13 protein-coding genes are annotated in these 17,215 nt (G+C 55.6%); 8 read left to right on the top strand and 5 right to left on the bottom strand.

The features are described 5' to 3' along the window. Positions 1-86: 86 nt before the first annotated feature. A complete protein-coding gene (locus WHS88_03130; protein ID MEJ5259163.1) occupies positions 87-3,629 on the top strand; it encodes a LamG-like jellyroll fold domain-containing protein in 3,543 nt (1,180 codons plus the stop codon). A gap of 79 nt (positions 3,630-3,708) precedes the next feature. On the opposite strand, the gene WHS88_03125 is transcribed toward WHS88_03130, so the two are convergent. Together WHS88_03125 and WHS88_03120 are read right to left on the bottom strand one after the other, a co-directional pair. Beyond that, positions 3,709-4,263, bottom strand: coding sequence for an HNH endonuclease (locus WHS88_03125; GenBank protein ID MEJ5259162.1), 555 nt, complete (start codon positions 4,261-4,263; stop codon positions 3,709-3,711). A gap of 89 nt (positions 4,264-4,352) precedes the next feature. After that, positions 4,353-5,192 (bottom strand): Abi family protein, encoded by an 840-nt coding sequence (locus WHS88_03120; GenBank protein MEJ5259161.1) that lies wholly within the window; start codon positions 5,190-5,192, stop codon positions 4,353-4,355. A gap of 523 nt (positions 5,193-5,715) precedes the next feature. Between WHS88_03120 and WHS88_03115 the strand changes: the two genes are divergently transcribed. The 3 genes from WHS88_03115 to WHS88_03105 all read left to right on the top strand — a co-directional run bounded on the left by WHS88_03115 (position 5,716) and on the right by WHS88_03105 (position 9,803). Continuing rightward, entirely contained in the window at positions 5,716-7,197 is a 1,482-nt protein-coding gene (locus WHS88_03115; protein MEJ5259160.1) for a trypsin-like peptidase domain-containing protein, read from the top strand. Further along, complete coding sequence (locus tag WHS88_03110) at positions 7,194-8,696, top strand: hypothetical protein (protein ID MEJ5259159.1); 1,503 nt, start codon at positions 7,194-7,196, stop codon at positions 8,694-8,696. The genes WHS88_03115 and WHS88_03110 overlap by 4 nt, the downstream gene beginning before the upstream one ends. Positions 8,697-8,855: 159 nt before the next feature. Next, entirely contained in the window at positions 8,856-9,803 is a 948-nt protein-coding gene (locus tag WHS88_03105) for a ParB/RepB/Spo0J family partition protein (GenBank protein MEJ5259158.1), read from the top strand. 292 nt (positions 9,804-10,095) lie between these two features. Here WHS88_03105 and WHS88_03100 read toward each other — a convergent pair whose 3' ends face one another. Together WHS88_03100 and WHS88_03095 are read right to left on the bottom strand one after the other, a co-directional pair. Beyond that, positions 10,096-11,094: an FAD-dependent oxidoreductase gene (locus tag WHS88_03100; GenBank protein MEJ5259157.1), complete on the bottom strand. Its 999-nt coding sequence runs from the start codon at positions 11,092-11,094 to the stop codon at positions 10,096-10,098. Positions 11,095-11,106: 12 nt separating this feature from the next. Beyond that, on the bottom strand, positions 11,107-12,441 hold the full coding sequence (locus WHS88_03095) for a hypothetical protein (GenBank protein ID MEJ5259156.1): 1,335 nt from the start codon (positions 12,439-12,441) through the stop codon (positions 11,107-11,109). Between the two features lie 241 nt (positions 12,442-12,682). Between WHS88_03095 and WHS88_03090 the strand changes: the two genes are divergently transcribed. Beyond that, on the top strand, positions 12,683-13,492 hold the full coding sequence (locus WHS88_03090) for a PilZ domain-containing protein (protein ID MEJ5259155.1): 810 nt from the start codon (positions 12,683-12,685) through the stop codon (positions 13,490-13,492). 15 nt (positions 13,493-13,507) lie between these two features. Here WHS88_03090 and WHS88_03085 read toward each other — a convergent pair whose 3' ends face one another. After that, complete coding sequence (locus WHS88_03085; protein ID MEJ5259154.1) at positions 13,508-14,566, bottom strand: M42 family metallopeptidase; 1,059 nt, start codon at positions 14,564-14,566, stop codon at positions 13,508-13,510. A 145-nt stretch (positions 14,567-14,711) separates the two neighbouring features. Here WHS88_03085 and WHS88_03080 point away from each other — a divergent pair, with 145 nt between their 5' ends. Genes WHS88_03080 through WHS88_03070 form a run of 3 tightly spaced genes read left to right on the top strand, consistent with a single transcriptional unit; the run spans position 14,712 to position 17,169 of the window. Next, on the top strand, positions 14,712-15,476 hold the full coding sequence (locus WHS88_03080) for an SDR family oxidoreductase (protein ID MEJ5259153.1): 765 nt from the start codon (positions 14,712-14,714) through the stop codon (positions 15,474-15,476). Between the two features lie 23 nt (positions 15,477-15,499). After that, on the top strand, positions 15,500-16,207 hold the full coding sequence (locus WHS88_03075) for a site-2 protease family protein (protein ID MEJ5259152.1): 708 nt from the start codon (positions 15,500-15,502) through the stop codon (positions 16,205-16,207). Positions 16,208-16,218: 11 nt separating this feature from the next. Then, the gene (locus WHS88_03070) at positions 16,219-17,169 is read left to right on the top strand and encodes an aldo/keto reductase (protein MEJ5259151.1); all 951 of its coding nucleotides are present in this window, start codon (positions 16,219-16,221) and stop codon (positions 17,167-17,169) included. Positions 17,170-17,215 lie beyond the last annotated feature (46 nt).

Here is a 17,215-nt window from a genome sequence, read left to right as displayed (position 1 = left end):
GGGGCAGAAGGTCGTTTGCTTTTGCCCTCTGACGTTTCTGGATGTGTCCTCGAGGATTGTGTGAATCGACTTTTGGCAGAGGTGTTATGAAAAGCAAAAGCATTCGGTTTCCGGTTTATTGTCTGCTGTTCTGTACGGCTGTTTCTGTTGGGTATGCGGATGTCCTGACATCTGCGTCCTTTCAGCAGTGGGGTCGGGAGGTCCTCACTCAGATTCAAAACCGCTTCGGACGCTCTGACGGGCTTTACAACAGTGTCCTGAATCAGACCTGGCCGGATTATGCCTGGGGGCAGGGAGTCATTTTTGGGGCTTTGAATGCGGCCGCCCGTCTGGATTCTTCCTACCTGACGCGGGCCCGCAATCTGGCCGACACCCTGCGCCTTCGCTACTGGTGCACCTACAACGGCACCAGCGGCTTTAATGCCTCCTACGGCGGCTGCGGCGACCGATACTATGATGACAATGCCTGGCTTGCCCTGTGTCTGATTGAACTGTACGACCTGACCGGCGATTCCAAATACCTCACCTGGGCCCAGCAGACCGTCGCCTTCTGCATGACCGGTGAAAACGGCCCCTCGAACACCCCCAACGGCGGCATCCGCTGGCACGAATCCGACACCGGCGGCGCCAGCGTCTGCTCGACCGCCCCGACGATTCTGGCCAATCTGCTGCTCTATCAGCGAACCGGCACCGAGTCCTATAAAATCAATGCCCTGCGGCTGTACAACTGGATTATGGCTTCCGACCTGCGATACCCCACCGGCATCTTTCACGAAACCAATCAGGGGCCTTTGGGGTATCAGACCGCCGTCATGACCCAGTGTGCCGTGCGGCTTTATCAAATCACCGGCCAGGCCGCCTATCTGAAGGAAGCCCAGCGGATGGCGGCGGCGATGGAGCACGTCTTTATCAATCGCAAGACCCTCGCCCTCACCCAGCATGGCAAATGGGGCGGGCACGATATGACCAACGCCTACGTCGAACTATATGAAATAGACGGCGATCCCCGCTGGCTCAATCTGGTCGGCTCGTATCTGGAATACCTCTACGTCAACTGCATCGACCCGTCTAAAGGGCTGTATCCGGCCGTCTGGAACGATACCAGCCGCGTTTGTTCTTCCGACCTGATTGACAGCGCCTCGGCCGCCCGCGCCTTCTGGAAGATGGCTTCCGCTCCGGGGGCATCTACACCGCATACCTGGTTTGCCAAACGGCTTATCGGCCGCTGGCAGCTCGACGAAACCGCCGGCACCGCCGCCGCCGACAGCAGCGGTTTTCAGAATCACGGCACCCTTCTGGGGGGCTTGTCGTTTGAAGCAAACGGTTCACAAGGGCCTGTGAACAGGGCTTTGCGGTTTGACGGGGTGGATGACTATATCGATCTGCCCGACGGCTTTGCCAACTTTCGGGCGGGGATGACCGTTTCGGTCTGGGCGTATCCGACGGCCGTCAAAAACTGGGCCCGCTTTCTCGATTTCGGCAACGGCGAGTACAATTGCAACATCGTCTTCGGCCGCCGCGGCTCCACGAATGACCTGTTTTTTGAGTGCTATGACTACACCGCCTCCGGCGGTCAGGTCATCGCCGCCGGTGCGATTGCTCTGAACCAGTGGCAGATGTTTACGGCGACGCTCGACGCCGCCGGCAATGTGGTTCTGTACAAAAACGGAACCCCCATCGCCTCCGGCAAAACCGCCCTGCCTTCCAATATCACGCGGGTGAACACCTACATCGGCCGGAGCAACTGGGCGGCCGACGCCTATTATGAGGGCTTTTTGGATGAGGTGCGGGTTTATAATTATCCCCTGACGGCCCAGCAGGTTCAGATTCTCTGTCAGACCGCCGGTCAGGCCGAAAACCCCTTTCCGCCCGACCAGTCCGACGGCCTGAACGACTTCTTGACGCTTCAGTGGACGCCCGGTTCGCTGGCGGCTGCTCATGATATTTACATCGGGACCGACGCGGCGGCTGTACAGTCCGCCGGTCCGGATTCGCCGGAATACAAAGCCCGTCGAACCCATCCTTCTTTTACGCCGCAGCTGCTGCCCGACACCTTTTATTTCTGGCGGGTGGACCAAATCAATAACGACCAAACGGTTTCGCCCGGGAAGGTGTGGTTTTTCCGCACAGCTCCCCTGCCCGTACAGGGCCTTCTGGCCCATTACAAAATGGATGCCGCCTCCGTCAGCGGCACTGCCCTGCTGGATGCCTCACCCGCTCAGGCCCACGCCGTTCTGGTCAATGGTCCGGTTGTCGATTCCTCCGGCATGGCCGCTCAATCGCTTTCTTTTGACGGGGTCAATGACCATGTCCGCCTGCCGAACGGATTTTCCGATTTGACCGGCGGGCTGACCGTTTCGTTCTGGGCGTATCCGACCGAAGCAGGCTTCTGGGCGCGTTTTCTGGACATCGGCAACGGTCCGGCCAACAACAACATCGTCTTTGCCCGCGACGGCACCTCGAACACCCTCTCCTTTGAGGCCTACAACGGCTCCGTCTCCGGCGGCAAAGTGACCGCTGCGGGTGCTATCGCACTGAATCAGTGGCAGATGTTCACGGCGACGCTGGATGCCTCCGGTTTTGTCAAACTATTCAAAAACGGCGTGGAAATCGCCTCCGGCCAGACCGCCATACCGCCCGTTGTAACCCGCACCAGCAACTATATCGGCCGAAGCAACTGGGCCGCCGATGCCTATTTCAAGGGCCGGCTGGATGACTTTGCTCTTTGGAATCGGCCCTTAAGCAATGACGAAGTGGCCCGACTTTACGCCCACACCCTCACCGGCCGCTGTCTGTCTGAACAGACCGACATGGACAGCCCCGCTGCGTACTGGCGGTTGAATGAAACCTCCGGGACCGAGGCCGCAGATGCCTCCGGCAGCGGACGCACGGCTCGGATGTTCAATATGGATTCGTCCGCCTGGACGCGGGGAAAACATTGCGGCGGACTGCTTCTGGACGGTTTGGATGATTATTTGCAGGTCTCCGGCTTCAAAGGCGTTCTCGGTCCGGCCAGCCGCACCTGTACGGTCTGGTTCAAGACGGAGGCCGCCGGCCGGCAGCTCTGCCTTCTGTCCTGGGGCGGCGAATCGACCGGCCAGAAATGGATTCTCCGGCTGGATGCCGACGGGGTGCCGGCTGTCGGCGTCTGGGGCGGATATACCCGCCCGTCCGCAGCCCTCAACGACGGCCGCTGGCACCATCTGGCCGCGGTGCTGCTCCATGACGGCAGCGCCGACCTCGGCGACATCCGGTTTTATGTGGACGGCGTCCCGCAGGCCGCCCAGCCCAGCGCCTCGGTGAGCATCCATACGTCCGCTTCGCAGGACGTCTTTCTCGGTGCCTTCAGCAATGCGGGGGTGATGACGGCTCCTTTTGCAGGTCAGCTCGATGAAATCCGCCTTTATGACCGGGCCTTGTCGGAGGAGCAGATTCTCCGGCTGTATCGGGAGCATGCCCTGGCCGCCGACCTGACAGGCAGCCATGCGGTCAATCTGGATGACTTGACGGCTCTGGCCGACGTCTGGCTGGAGGAAACGAGCGAATGCGACCTGACCTGCGACGGGCGGGTCAACCTGGAGGACCTGTCTGTTTTGGCCGCCGAGTGGCTGGGGCACATCGCCTTTTGAGGGCCCTGCTTGCTTTTGGGCGTCCGGAGCAGACCTTTGCGGGCTTGCACGGTCTTGTTTGGACAGCCGAACGGGACGGTCAGAAGACCGCTTCCAGGCAAAAGCACGTCAGCTGTCCGGTTTTGTTCCAGCGGCGGCACACGGGCGGATTCTTGCAGACGGGGCACAGGCGGCTGGGGAGGGTGTCGGTGTCCACATCCAGCGTGCCGCAGCGTTCGTGCAGGTCGAACAGTTCCTTGAGGGATTTGCCGGCGACCAGCCGATGCAGGCGGTCTTTTTCTTTCAGACCCAGCCAGGCAAAAACGCCCTGCTCGCCGCGCGAGGCGTTGCAGGCTGCACAGGCCGGGACGAGATTGTCCGCCGAATCCGCCCCGCCGCGGCTGCGCGGAATGAGATGGTCCGTTTGCAGGTTCTCGGCGGAGCTGCAGAAGACGCACTGCCGCGGAAGCTCCTGTTCCCGCTGCCATTCCCGGATTGTGCCGGAGATGGTGATCCGTCCGTCCTGCAGTTTTTTGTAGCGGTCGGTGACGAATCCGCGATGGGGCTCGACACGGCCGTACACGCTGCGGCAAATCAGCTTGGCGTACTCGTAATACAATTCCTGCCGAATCGTCTTGACATACTTGGGCGGCATCGCCGGTTTCCTTCTTGCTTAATTCTTGCTCTCTTTTTTTGTGGAAAAAAAACCTGGTTGTTCCTGAAAATCCGCGGCTCGGAAGTTTTTTACGGTTCTTTCCAAATAGGACTGTTTTGCCATTCTGTCGGAAACCCCATATTCCCCAGAGGAATTTCTGGATAGTCGCTCAGCATCTGTTTGAGACGTGTCGGCCATTGACTTTGCGGAGCAATTTTGTCCAGGCAGAACTTGCAGATTGACAGGACAGAAAAGATTCGATGATTGGTTACTTCGACCGGCTGATGCCAGCGGGGGTCTTTTCGAGGAATTTTGGGTTTGACCCCGAGCTCTCGATTCCACAGCCGTCCGTGATGAGCACAGATATTCCGAATCACGTTCAATGTCAGCAGCCAGGAGTTGAACACTTCTTCTGTTACACTGAAGAAATAAGATATCTTTTTCTGTATCTCAACAGAAGAGCCCCGATAGAAAGTAAGCATGCCGCCGAATGTCATCACTTCACAGCTCATCCAGACCGGCATATAGGAATGACTGTCTCCGTATTTTTTTCGAAAATGCTCGGCAAAGGTCTCTTTGCTGTTTTGTGCATCTCGTTTCAAGTCTTCGAGGAAACGTGCACGGTCTTCCGATGTCAGTTCCGGCAGATGAGAAGGATTTTCGACAAAGGAAAATGGATTTCCATCAAGATGAGAATGGTGGTAAGCAAGTTGTGTACGTACGGCAACCTCGATCCGTTCGACGGCGTCCATGACAATCAAGCGGAGCCGTCGGTCAAAGGTATAGCGCCTCCAGATGTTTTCAAAACAAGTGCCGGGTTTAAAGGCATCGCAGTCAGCACTTTCTCGAAAGGGATGCCAATAGCCGCTGAGTCGGTAATAATTCACAACAGAAAGACGTTCGATTATCTGCCTTCTGTCTCCTTCCATTCCTCGTTCTAAAAGGAGGTCTGCCTGCTTCTCGAAAGTCAGTGGAGGTTTTGTGTATTTCATTCCGCAGCCCTGAAAAAAGAAAAACCCGCCGAAGTGAGCATGCTTTTCAGCAGAGGCCCGGCGGGTATGCTCTATAAACTATATCGTCTTTTTTATTCCTGTTCAATATAAAATGAAATAGTAAATCGAACCCTCCGTCCGTGGTGTATACAGTTCTCGCGATATGTTGCTGACCTCGTATTTTTTTCACCCCAGTCTTTCGCCAATTCCTCTCTATAATCTGAAAAACCGGAACCTTCTTACGTTTCTGTCTCCCTATTTTTGGATTTCGTTCCTCGTTTATCCGCCTTTGGCAACATATATACATTTTTTGCCTATCAGGTATACATTTCTTGTCTTTGACCAAAATCATAAATTTTCGGCAGCGTAAATTTTAAAACGTTTGGAAATCTGTTTTCACGCCTGCGGGCCGTCTGTACAATAGACCCAAAACAGACAAAGACATTTCGAGGCTCAAAAGATGAACAATATCAGAAACGGATTTCATATTTTGTTTTTCACCGCAATTTTCTTTACACAAGTCTTTGCCAATCAAGCTACTTATGAAAAGTCCGTCGTCCAGATTACTGTTGTCCAGCAGGACTTCGATTATGTCAACCCCTGGAAAAAGACCGCGATGTCCCGCGGGAGCGGCTCGGGGTTTGTCATTGCCGGCCGACGGATTCTGACCAATGCGCACAACGTCAGCAATTACCGCTACATCGAAGTGCAAAAGCAGAATGTCGCCAAACGCTACCCCGCCCGGGTGGAGTTTGTCGGCCACGACTGCGACTTGGCCGTCTTAACCGTTTATGACCCAACGTTTTACGACGATATGATTCCGCTGGAGTTCGGCCCCCTGCCGGCGGTCAATTCCACCGTGCAGACCTGCGGGTTTCCGCTGGGCGGCCGGACGGTCTCCATCACCGAAGGCGTCGTATCTCGAATTGAGGTAGGCATTTACAGTCATACGCAGGCCGATTCGCACCTGCTTATCCAGACCGACGCCGCCATCAACCCCGGCAACTCCGGCGGACCGGTCCTTCAGGACGGCAAGGTCGTCGGCGTGGCCTTTCAGGGCCTCCAAATGGCGGAAAATATTGGATTTATGATCCCGACGCCCGTTATTGAACACTTCCTGAAGGACATCGAAGACGGCCGGTACGACGGCTTTGGGTCCTTAGGAATCCTCACCTTCGAAGGCCTTCATAACCCTTGGCTGAAACAGTACTTAAAAGTCCCGGAAGACCGCCAGGGCGTCGTGATTCTCGATACCGTCCTGAACAGCACCGCCTCCGGCATCCTGCAGAAAAACGATGTGCTGACCAAAATCGGCGATTATGATATTGATAACGATGGGATGATTCGCATTTACGGCCTGATGCTCGATATGTCCGAGGCCGTCGAACAAAAACAAATCGGCGAGAGCATCGAGGTCGTTTTCTACCGCGACGGAGTAGAGCACAAAGCCAACATCAAGGTCGATTACAACGAACCCGTACTGACGTTTCGTCGGCAGTTTGACGTACAGCCGAAATATAAGTGCTTTGCCGGGCTGACGTTTGTATCCCTGAACCGCAATTATCTCGAATCGTGGGGGCGAAACTGGATTACGGATATCCCCTTCTATCTTCGCTACCTCTTCTATGAGGTACAAAACCTGAATAACGACCCGAAACGAAAGGAATATGTAGTTTTGTCGGACATCCTGCCGGATGAGCTGACGACGTATGTCGGCGGGTTTGTTCATCAGCCGGTAGAAACCGTTAACGGGTTGCCGATAAAAGAGTTAGATGATTTGGACAAGGCCCTTGCAACGGATGTAAACGGTTTTTGGGTCTTGAAGTTTCTGGGCAATCCGACCCCAATGGTGATCGATGCCGTCAAGGCCCGTCAACGGCATCTGGAAATCCTTGAACGATACGATGTCCCTGTCAGTCCCCTGCCGGAGCAGACACGATGAAACGAATACTTCACACTGCTGCAACTATAATTTTTATCGGACTTTGCGTTTCCTGCCGTCAATATGAAGCTTCGGTTGATTCCCGAAAGCTTCAGGAAGCGGTCAGCAAAGATTCACTGGTGTATATTCAGATAGCCAGCAGCCGGTACGACCTCTTTCAGCCCTGGAAGCGCAATCCCTCGCAGACAGCGATTTGCTTTGGAGCGGCTGTCGGGCCTTATGAAGTTGTAACCCTCGCAGAGCCCTTTGCTTATGCTACGCTGGTACAAGTCAAAACCCAGCAGGAGGCGCAGTTTGTGCCCGCCGAAATCAAGGCGATTGATTACGACCTGAACCTGTGCCTTTTGAAACTGGATGAAAAAGCCCTGTCGGCCCCCCTGAAACCCGCAGAGTTTAAGGACAAATACAAGAAGAATCTGGAACTGACCGGCCACTGGCTTGCTTCGGATGGAACGGTTAAAACGTCTCGCGGCTTTCTGGACCGCGTGATAGTCCGAAGCTGCCCGACATCCTATCAGCGAACTCTAACATTCGTATTATCAAGCACTTCCAGACAGACCTCCCGCGGCGAAGTCTTTGCAGACCGCACGGGTGCTGTCTATGGAATCGCTTTTGACAGCACCGAGGCCGAAGTTGCCCTTATCCCCAGTCAAACGGTTGTCTCTTTTTTGCGGGAGACTGAACAGAATAAAGAATATAGCGGCTATGGAACGCCCGGATTTGAGACATATGACTTAGTCGATCCGACTGTTCGAAGGTACCTGAAACTTCCCGAAGAGATGAAGGATGGCTGCTATGTCTCTGTTGTGTACGCAAAGGGGACTGGAAGTGATGTTTTGAAAGCCGGGGACGTTCTTCTTGCCTTGAACGGCAAAGTGATTGATGCTTTTGGGAAGTATCAGCATCCTGATTTCGAGAAGGTATCTTACGAGCATCTTATTCATTCCCGGCGGGTTGATGAACCGGTAACCTTTACGGTGTTTCGAGATGGGAAAAAAATCGAGCTTGCCGGAAAAAGCATGCGGTTTGACGCATCTGAAATGCTGGTCCCCTACCAGGAATATGGAAAGCAGCCCAAATATTTCATTACAGGGGGCTATGTTTTCCAAAAGCTGACTCTCGATTATCTTCGTCTGTGGGGGGAAAACTGGCAGGGCAAAGTGCCTCCTCATTTGTTTCATTACTATAGAAACATGGCTATGACCCCCCCTGCCGGCCGTAAAGAGATTGTTATTTTAAGTTATGTCCTTCCGGCCGATATCAATTTGGGGTATCAAAATCTCGGACGGATTGTTGTAAAAAGCATCAATGGCATGGAAATCGGCCAGATGACTGATATTCCCGCTGCCCTGAAGGCATCTCCTGATTCGCCCTTCCATGTTGTGGAATTTGAAATGGGATATCCGACCGTCGTCATTCCGAAAGACAATCTGGAGCGGTTTAACCAGATGATTCTTCAGCTCTACGGGATACCAAAAGCCGAAAATATCCTTCCATAAATCGGACAATCCCGCTGAAGTGTTTCACGTGAAACAGTCCGGATTTCTTCTGCATTTTGCACGTTGTTTCACGTGAAACATTTTTTTCTGGATTTTCTGCGGTTTCTCCATTAAAAAAGTCGAAACGTTGAATGAAATGATTTTTCCATGGAGGCCGTTATGAGCAGTTCGAAACCAAAGAAGCCGCATTTGGGCAGGGGACTGGAAGCCCTTTTGGGTCCCATCAGTGCAAGTCTGTCAGAGCCGGACACAGAGCCCCTCCGGCAAGAAGAGCATAACTATCCGAAAGATAAGGAGTTAGAGAAATCTAAGACGGAGATTCCGCTGTCGGCGATTCGTCCGAATCCCTACCAGCCGCGTCAGTTCTGGAATGAGGATGAATTAAAAGACTTGGCCGAGTCAATTCGGCAGAACGGCATCATTCAGCCGATCTTGGTCCGGCCGGCAGGGGAGGGTGTCTATGAGATTATAGCCGGCGAGCGTCGATTTCGGGCAGCCCAGATAGCAGGGCTATCCACTGTGCCGGTTATGATTCGTGCCGCGACGGATGAACAGATGCTCGAGCTGGCGTTGGTGGAGAACATACACCGGGCGGACCTGAATCCGATTGAGCGGGCGAAGGCCTACAAAAATTACATCCAGACATTTTCCCTCACGCAGACGGAAGCGGCCCAGCGGCTGGGAGAAGACCGTTCCGTCATCAGCAATTATTTGCGGCTGCTGGAGCTGCCGGAGGAAATCCAGACAATGCTCGTCGAGAACCAGCTGAGTATGGGCCATGCCCGGGCAATCCTGGCTTTGCCGGATGAGGAGATTCGAAAGAAGCTGGCACATCGAGCGATGGCAGGGCGGCTGAGTGTACGGGACGTAGAGAATCTTGTTCGCCGGCTGCTGCAGAGGGAAACCGCAAGTGAAACAAAGAAAAAGGAAAAGGCCGCCTACATTCTGGATTTGGAAAAACGGCTGGAATCGATTCTGGGAACCAAAGTACGAATTGAAGCAGGACGCAAAGGAAACCGGGGGCGGATTATCATCGACTATTATTCGCTGGATGACTTCGACCGGCTTACAGCGGCGATGGGCCTGCCGAACACGGAGACACTCTAAATATCGTGATTGTGAACACAATCACAAAATAATTCAAACAGAATCGCACTCGATGGATATGTGCTGAACAAGGAGTCTGATGAGAATGCCGGTTTTTCAAGGAATTCCGGAGCAATCTGAAGATGGTGCATAAAAGGTGCCCTTAGTGAAAATCTCCTGCCAATGTATTTTATGGTCCTGGCCAAACTGACAAGACGCATTCAGTCAGCTTTTTAGACAATATGTGAATATTTCTCTGTGTGCCTGCACAAATCGAGCGCCGTACAAAAACGCTGCAGACGTTCTGAAGAATTTACAGCGCATCCGCGAGGGGTTCATTCCACCAGTCGGGGTTGCGGAGGTAGTGTTTCATCCACATGGCGGCGTTGACGCCGTCGGCAACGGCGGTGACCAGCTGCATGGCCGCGCCGATTCGGCAGTCTCCGGCGGCAAAGACGCCCGGGACGCGGGTCCGCAGGTACGCCGGCTCACAGCGGATAAAGCCCGCTTCGGTAAGGTCCACAAAACCCTTTAAAAAGCCGGTATTGGGAACCATTCCCACAAAGATAAAGACGCCGTCGCAGGGCAGCTCGTCCACCTGACCGGTGCGGACGTTTTTCAGCCGGACCCGTTCGACCCGGCCGGAGCCCTGTATTTCCGTGACGACCGTATCGAGAATCAATGAAATGTTGGAGTCTTTCTGATGGACCTTCTGCATCAGTTCTTCGACGAGGACTTTGGTGGCGCGGAATTCGCTGCGGCGGTGGACCATATAGACTTTTTTGGCGTATTTGGCCAAATGGAGGGTATCTTCGACGGCCGTGTTGCCGCCGCCGACGGCGACGACGACCTTGTCCTTAAAGAAGGGTGCGTCGCAGGTGCCGCAGTAGCTGACGCCGGCGCCGGCCTGGCGAAATTCCTCTTCGCCGGGCACCCCCAGTTTTCGATAGGAGCTGCCGGGGGCCAGGATAACGACCTTGGCGGTGTAAACCTCCTGCTCGGTGCGGGCTTCAATGAGGCCGTCTGAACGGCGCTGAAGGGACAGGACTTCCTGGTTGGTTTTGATGTCCGCGCTGAAGGTCTGAACCTGCTCGACCATTTTCAGAATCAGGTCGGGACCGGGGATATTGAGAAAGCCCGGATAGTTTTCGATGCGGTCGGTAGTGAGGATTTGCCCGCCGGGATAAAATTTTTCAAGAACAATGGTTTTGAATCGGTCGCGTGCGGCATAAAGAGCCGCGCCCAGTCCGGCCGGTCCGGCCCCGATGATAAGACAGTCTGCAGAATGATTTGTTGTTTTCGAAGCGTTCATGGCAGTTTGTTCCTATTTCTGAAAAACAATCATCTCTGACGGAGTCAGTTTCAGGACGATTTGGTCCGGTTTTGTGAAAGAAGGGAGCAATCGCCGGATATCTGTTTCGCCTCCTCTTCTCCACAGGCGAGCGGGCTGGCCGGGCAGTGCCTCCAGCCGGGCCAGCAGGGTTTGTTCGGCGTCAAAATAATATTCTTCGTAATTGTCCGGATGATGCAGAAACTGGATTCTGACGGCATATTTTGTCTGGTCCGGCAGGGAAGCCGTTTTTTGCGGTTCGGAGCGGGACACCAGGACGGGCACCACCTGGCCTGCGGCGGCGATGATGTCCAGAACAGCTTCCGATTTTTCCGCATCGAGCATCGCGCGGGCCGTCAGCGGCAGGAGAATTTCCGGCACGGCATCCGGGGCCGGCCAGCAGACCGTGCTTCGCCGATAGGAATCCTCGATTTGCACAGAGCCGTCCGACAGCCGGCGCAGCTGGGTTTGGAGCGGCCCTCGGCGGCTCCGGCGGGCGGTTATCCAGACAAACTCCGAGAGATTTTGCGCCGATTCAAAGCGGCTCAAAGACTGCGGAGAGTCGTTCTGTCGAAACATCTGTTCCTGTTCAAAAGCGGCCGCAAGATTCGTTTCTGATTTGACGACGGATGTTTTGGAATATCCGATGGGTCTGCCGGAGACCGGAGACAGCAGGAAGATTTCCGCCCGACGGGCCAGGGTTTCCAGCCATTGCGGATAGAGACGGCTTGTGAGGTCTTCGAAGAGCCGCTGTCCGACCTGACGGCGAGGATCAGGATGAAACTGCACGCGGGCGGCCAGCTGCTCAAACAGGTCGGTCAGATAGGAATGCTCCGCATAACTTTTCAGCTGAAGCAGCAGCAGTCGGCCTTCCTGCGGAACGGCGGCGCCCAGAAGAATTTGTTCTCCCTGAACCCGTGAAAACAGCAGAATGTGGGAGAAAGAAAGGGGGCCGCTGGTAGTCTGGATGATGCTGACCGGGCCGTTGAACTGCCGGGCGATTTGCTCCAGAAGGGCCTGAGGAGAGATGGGCCGATCGGCCAGTTTATACTGCCAGCGGACTTCTGCCGGGGGGCTTCCCTGCATCGAATAGGTTGCCACGAGGGCGAAACTGTTATCCTGTTCGTAGGCCCATTCGGAAAGGGCCTTCCAGCCGGGACCTGTCGGAAGGACGACCGAAAGGCCTTCACCAGGCAGGAGGATAGGAACGGAAAACTGAAAAGCCGAGCGGGCTTTTACCAGCAAAATTGCCAGCCCCAGTCCCGCAGCAAACAACAGCAGCAGAAAGGCGGATGCCAAAGAGGTTTTATCCGGATTATTGGGTTTCATAAAGAGGCATCTTATCGGCGGGGCATGCGGTTTTCAATCGAAGATTCAAAGCGAAAGCCGGATAATTCTTTTTTAAAGGTCCTGCAGATTATCGGACGCACAGGATGGTCTGTCCTCCAAAAGGATGATTTTTTAGGAGATTAGGCGGATTGCTTTTCAGAAACCGTTTTTTTTGACCGATGAGAAGGGGTGAAAATAGGCCCGCGATACGCAAACAATCTGCTGAATGGGTAATAAAAATATGACCGTTGAAACGATCGTCAATGAGGTGGAATATCTGGAGGGAGATGCTCTGGTTAACCTGCTGTCCCTGGCGTCTTTTCATCAAAGAACGGGGGTGCTGACTTTTTTGGCTTCCAGCCGATGGCATACGGTCCGGGCGAACATTCTGAAATGCAGTGACCAGACGATTGTGGTTGAGGTGATATCCGGCGGGCAGTCGGTGTCGCAAAATATGCGAATAAACCAACCAGTCGGTCTCTGTTTTCGTATGGATTATTCAAAATATATTTGTGAAAGCACGATTGTGGGGCTCGATTCGGCAGTTCTGGAAGGGAAAAATGGGAAAGTTCTTCTCGAACGCCCGCATCGTATAGAAAAGATACCGAGAAGGGCCTATCAACGGCAGCCCGTTCCAAAAGATTTGAAGATAAAAGTTCTTTTTTGGCACCGGGGGTTTCTGGAGAAATCCTGTGCAATACCGGCAGATTGCTACTGGCAGGGACAGCTGTCGGACCTTTCAGCAGGGGGGCTTCGGATGACGGCGGGACTGGAAAAAAGGGATTGCTTTTCGATAGGTCAGGTTTTCGGAATTCAGTTTACCCCGCTGTACTACCAGAAGCCGATTTTGGTTGAAGGCCAGCTGCGGCATCTTCGGGAGGACAAAGAAACCGGCTCCCTTTGGATGGGGATTGAGTTTTTAGGGCTGGAAACCAGTGTAGAGGGACGGGCCGTCCTGCAGCGGCTTTTGGAGACAGTCGAAGAGTATCGTCGTCTCAATGAAGAGTCGGAAACTTTAGAGCCGACGTCGAAGCAGTCCCATTCCGTCTAACATCTCTGCAGGGGGTCAGGGCCGATAGTCCCGCTCGGCGGGGTGAGCGGCCAGAAATTCCGTCAGCAGCTTGATGCACGCCTCCAAATCCTTCAGGGAAATCACCTCAACCGGCGTGTGCATATAGCGGTTTGGAATGCTGATAAGCCCTGCGGCCGCGCCGCCGCGGCAAAGCTGAATCGCATTGGCATCGGTCCCGGTACCGCGGGGCTCTGCCGTAACTTGGGTTGGGATTTTGTGGGCTTTGGCGGCCTTGAAAAGGTCTTTCTCGAGAATGGGGTTGATATTCGGGCCTCGATGGAGGATGGGGCCTTTGCCGAGCGAGACCTGGCCCGTTTTTTTAGGGTCGGTGTCGGGATGGTCGCTGGCAAAGCCGACATCCACGGCGATGCCGGCGTGCGGATGGATTTTGTAGGAGGAGGTAATGGCCCCGCGAAGGCCGATTTCCTCCTGGACCGTGGCGACGCCGATGACGGAGATTTTCAGTTTGCGGCGGGAGAGGGCCCGAATGACCTCGGCGACGACGAAGGCTCCGGCCTTGTCATCGGTGGCCCGGGAGACGATTTTATCGCCGTTGAGCCGGCGATAGGGGACGTCGATGACCATCGGGTCGCCGACGGCTACGCGCTTGAGGGCGTCTTTTTTGCTGTTGGCGCCGATGTCCACCCAGATGTTTTCCATTTCGACGGCTTTTTTCCGTTCTTCGGGCGTCATCTGATGGATGGCTTTGCGGCCGATGACGCCGAGCACGGGGCCGTCGGCGGTGCAGATTTGCACCCGCTGACCGATGAGCAGGGCGGGGTCCATCCCGCCGATTTGCGCGGTATAAAGGTATCCTTTGTCGTCGATGTGGGTAATCAGCAGGCCGATTTCATCCACGTGGCCGGCAATCATAAACTTAAACTCGGCATCAGGATTCAGGACGGCGATGCTGTTTCCGTGGACATCGGTAATCAACTGGTGGGCATAGGGTTTGACGTACTCCCGCCAGATGCGTGCGGCGGGCTGTTCGTAGCCCGACGGGCTGGGGGCTTCCAGCAATTCCTGCAGGAACTGTTCGGACGCTTTATTCATAGCGGACCTTTCTGTCTATTCGGCGCAGAGCCGGCATTTTGTTTGGTTTTTTGAAAACGGACAATCGGGGCGGATTGTACCGGATGAGGCCTGCGGCGTCCAGAATCTTCTGGAGTTGGAGGCGGCGGGCCGGTATATAACAGGTATGGACCATTCAGAATTCCAAGGCAAAACGGCGGTGATTACCGGCGGGGGGCGGGGAATCGGCCTTTGCATTGCCAAAACCTTTCTGGAGGCGGGGGCCTCTGTGGTGCTGGCAGAGGTCGACGCCCAGCTGGAGCCGAAGGCCCTGGCTTTTCTGAAAGCCCCCGATGTGCTGTTTGTCCAGACCGATGTGGCGGAGGAAGCTTCGGTGCGGCGGATGGTGCAGCGGACGCTCGAGCGGTTCGGCCGGATAGACTGCCTGGTGAACAATGCGGCCGTCGCCCGAAATATGCCGGTACAGGAGTTATCTTACGAGGGCTGGAGGCGGGTGATTGATACGGATTTGTCAGGGGCGTTTTTGTGTGCAAAGCACTGTGCGGCGGCCCTGAAGGAAACCCGAGGGGCAATTGTGAATATCGCCTCGACGCGGGCACTGATGAGCGAACCGAATACGGAGGCGTATTCGGCGGCCAAGGGGGGGCTTGTGGCGCTGACGCATGCCCTTGCAATCAGTCTGGGACCGGCGGTGCGGGTCAACTGCATCAGTCCCGGCTGGATTGATACAACGGCCTATCTGCACGGCGCCCCGGCTCCGTGGGTGATTCGGCCCGAGGACCATACGCAGCATCCGGCCGGACGGGTCGGCAGACCGGAGGATGTCGCCCAGATGGTGCTGTATCTGTGCAGCCGACGGGCGGAGTTTATCACCGGACAAAACTTTGTCCTCGACGGCGGGATGACCAAAAAGATGATTTATCTGGAGTAAACCCTTTTCGGGAAGTGCCGGTTATGACGAATGATACGCTGGTGTTGGGCATCCTCTGGTATGGGGTGTTTTTGTTTTCGCTGATTTTTCATGAGGCGGCGCATGCGCTGGCGGCCCGGCGGATGGGGGACCGGACGGCCTGGGAAGAGGGGCTGGTGTCTTTGAATCCGCTGCCGCATTTGAGGCGCGAGCCGCTGGGGATGATTGTTTTTCCGTGGCTGTCGTATGCGGCCTGGGGATGGATGCTCGGCTGGGCCAGTGCGCCGTATGATGCAGAATGGGCCCGGATGTATCCGAAGCGGGCGGCCTGGATGGCGCTGAGCGGGCCGGCAGCCAATCTGCTGCTGGTGCTGGCGGCGGCGGGACTGATTCGTCTGGGGCTGGCGCTGGAGTGGTTTTGGCCTGCGGACCGCATCGGGTTTATGAGTGTCGCTCAGGCCCGCCAGGACGGGCTGCTGCAGGGGACAGCCGTGCTGCTGAGCATCTTGTTCAGCTTGAACCTGGTGCTGTTTTTGTTCAATATGATGCCGGTGGCGCCGCTGGACGGGCAGGCCTGGATGGTGCTGGTGCTGCCGGAGCCGGCGCGGACGTATTATCAGATGCTGATGAGTGTAATGCCGGTTCGCCTGATGGGCTTTTTTCTGGTGTGGACGCTGCTGGGGAAAATTTTTGGACCGATCTTTGTTCTGGCGGTCAATCTGCTGTATGCGGGCTATTCTGTGTCTTATTGAGGGCAAAACGGATGAAGACTCGACGGCTTGGACAGACGGATTTGGAGCTGACGGTCATCGGGCTGGGAACCTGGGCGATCGGCGGGCCGTGGGAGTACGGCTGGGGGCCGCAGGATGACCGGGATTCGCTGGAGGCGATTGAAGAGGCGATAGAGTGCGGCATCAACTGGATCGATACGGCCCCGATTTACGGCTGCGGGCATTCGGAGGAAGTGGTGGGGCGGGCGCTGCGGTCGATTCGGCCTCGTCCGTTTGTGGCAACCAAATGCGGCCTGCTGTGGAATGAGCGCCGGGAGAAAATCAGCTGTCTGGATGCCGACAGCATTGCCGCCGAGTGCGAGGCCAGTCTGAAGCGGCTGGGGGTGGAGGTGATAGATTTGTATCAGATGCACTGGCCGCAGCCGGCCGAGCAGCTGGAGGAGGGCTGGGAGGCGATGGTGCGGCTGGTCGAGCAGGGCAAGGTGCGGTATATCGGGGTGTGCAACTGCGACGTGCCACTGCTGGAGCGGCTGGCGAGGATTGCCCCGCCGGCGTCCCTGCAGCCGCCGTACAGTATGCTGCGGCGGGATATTGAGAAGGAGATTCTGCCGTACTGCGGGAAGAAGCAAATCGGAGTCATGGCGTACAGCCCTCTCCAGAAGGGGCTTTTGACGGGCAAGTTTACAGCCGAGTATCTGCGGACGCTGCCGCCGGATGACCATCGGATTGTTTCAGACCCGAATTTTCGTTCACCGCTGTTTGACCGCAATCTGGACAAAATCGAGCGGCTCAAGAGAGCTGCCGCTCAGGCGGGGCTGACGGTCGGACAATTGGCGATAGCGTGGGTGCTGCGGCGGCCGGAGGTTACCTCCGCGATTGTCGGGGCCCGCCGGAGAGGGCAGATTCGCGACTGGGTGCCTGCGGCTGATGCAGAGCTGCCGGAGCCGCTGCTGGAGGAAATTGAAAAAATCCTGTGTGCGTAAGGGCGGAGGAACCGATACAATCGGACAGACTTTCAGAATTGACAGG

This window comes from Anaerohalosphaeraceae bacterium, from assembly GCA_037479115.1.
Taxonomy (GTDB): domain Bacteria; phylum Planctomycetota; class Phycisphaerae; order Sedimentisphaerales; family Anaerohalosphaeraceae; genus JAHDQI01.
Note: the sequence above shows the minus strand (reverse complement) of the source record. Positions and strands in the feature narration are given on the sequence as shown.

Coding starts and splice junctions, on each gene's coding strand:
- WHS88_03105 (MEJ5259158.1), top strand. CDS start 8,856: ATGAGCAGTTCGAAACCAAAGAAGCCGCATTTGGGCAGGGGACTGGAA.
- WHS88_03130 (MEJ5259163.1), top strand. CDS start 87: ATGAAAAGCAAAAGCATTCGGTTTCCGGTTTATTGTCTGCTGTTCTGT.
- WHS88_03125 (MEJ5259162.1), bottom strand. CDS start 4,263: ATGCCGCCCAAGTATGTCAAGACGATTCGGCAGGAATTGTATTACGAG.
- WHS88_03110 (MEJ5259159.1), top strand. CDS start 7,194: ATGAAACGAATACTTCACACTGCTGCAACTATAATTTTTATCGGACTT.
- WHS88_03085 (MEJ5259154.1), bottom strand. CDS start 14,566: ATGAATAAAGCGTCCGAACAGTTCCTGCAGGAATTGCTGGAAGCCCCC.
- WHS88_03070 (MEJ5259151.1), top strand. CDS start 16,219: ATGAAGACTCGACGGCTTGGACAGACGGATTTGGAGCTGACGGTCATC.
- WHS88_03115 (MEJ5259160.1), top strand. CDS start 5,716: ATGAACAATATCAGAAACGGATTTCATATTTTGTTTTTCACCGCAATT.
- WHS88_03090 (MEJ5259155.1), top strand. CDS start 12,683: ATGACCGTTGAAACGATCGTCAATGAGGTGGAATATCTGGAGGGAGAT.
- WHS88_03080 (MEJ5259153.1), top strand. CDS start 14,712: ATGGACCATTCAGAATTCCAAGGCAAAACGGCGGTGATTACCGGCGGG.
- WHS88_03100 (MEJ5259157.1), bottom strand. CDS start 11,094: ATGAACGCTTCGAAAACAACAAATCATTCTGCAGACTGTCTTATCATC.
- WHS88_03120 (MEJ5259161.1), bottom strand. CDS start 5,192: ATGGAAGGAGACAGAAGGCAGATAATCGAACGTCTTTCTGTTGTGAAT.
- WHS88_03075 (MEJ5259152.1), top strand. CDS start 15,500: ATGACGAATGATACGCTGGTGTTGGGCATCCTCTGGTATGGGGTGTTT.
- WHS88_03095 (MEJ5259156.1), bottom strand. CDS start 12,441: ATGAAACCCAATAATCCGGATAAAACCTCTTTGGCATCCGCCTTTCTG.